The organism is Priestia sp. SIMBA_032 (assembly GCF_046535215.1).
Lineage (GTDB): Bacteria > Bacillota > Bacilli > Bacillales > Bacillaceae_H > Priestia > Priestia aryabhattai.
Genome location: NZ_JAWRXD010000067.1, coordinates 1 through 1,081, shown reverse-complemented (window position 1 = coordinate 1,081; position 1,081 = coordinate 1). Strand labels below are relative to the sequence as shown.

1 protein-coding gene is annotated in these 1,081 nt (G+C 41.9%); it reads left to right on the top strand.

Annotation, left to right across the window (positions count from 1 at the left end):
* Window positions 1-15: 15 nt before the first annotated feature.
* Window positions 16-1,081: NAD(P)/FAD-dependent oxidoreductase (locus SB717_RS33325; RefSeq protein ID WP_410907064.1), on the top strand; the 1,066-nt coding region annotated here is incomplete at its 3' end.

Genomic DNA, 1,081 nt, shown 5'->3' with positions numbered 1-1,081 from the left:
GACGGAGGATCGACTATGTCAAAACATATTTTAATTTTAGGCGGCGGTTACGGTGGTTTATTAACTGCAATGACAGCTCGCCAACACCTAAGTGCGGATGAAGCAAAAATTACAGTAGTGAACCGTTTTGCTACTCACCAAATCATTACAGAATTACACCGTCTAGCTGTAGGCGGCGTTTCTGAACAAGCGGTAGCTTTACCACTTGATAAATTACTTAAAAACTACAATGTTGATTTAAAAATTGCAACGGTAAAAGAAATCTCACCAGATCAACGTGAAGTATCTCTTGAAGATGGTACAAAATTAAGCTACGACTACCTTGTTACAGCTTTAGGTAGTGAAACTGCTTACTTCGGTATCCCTGGTTTAGAAGAGCACAGCTTCGTTCTTAAATCAGTAAATGATGCAAACCGTTTACGTGCACACGTAGAAACTTGTATCGCTGAATACAGCAAAACAAAAAATAAAGCTGACGGTACAATCGTAGTTGGCGGAGGCGGATTAACAGGTATCGAACTTGTTGGTGAATACGCTGACTTAATGCCAAGCCTATGTCTAAAACACGGTGTTGATCCAAAAGAAATTTCTCTATACTGTGTAGAAGCAGCTCCTACAGTTCTTCCAGGCTTCCCTGCTGAATTAGTAGAGCGCGCTCAATCAAGCTTAACAAAACGTGGCGTTACATTCGTTACTGGTACACCTGTAACAAAAATGGATGCTACAACTGTTGAACTTAAAGACGGAAGCAAAATTGAAACAAAAACAATGGTATGGACTGGCGGAGTTCAAGGTAACTCTGTAGTTGCTAACTCAGGTATCGAAGTAAACCGCGGTCGTGCACTTGTAAATGAATTCTTACAATCTACATCTCATAAAGATGTATTCCTTGCTGGTGACTCAGCGGTTGTAATGGGTCCAGAAGGTCGCCCTTACCCACCTACTGCTCAATTAGCTTGGCAAATGGGTGAAGTTGTAGGCGTGAACTTAGCAGTAGCTATTCGCGGCGGAGCAATGGAATCATTCGTTCCTGTCTTCTCTGGTACACTAGGAAGTCTTGGACGCAAAGATGCAATTGGTA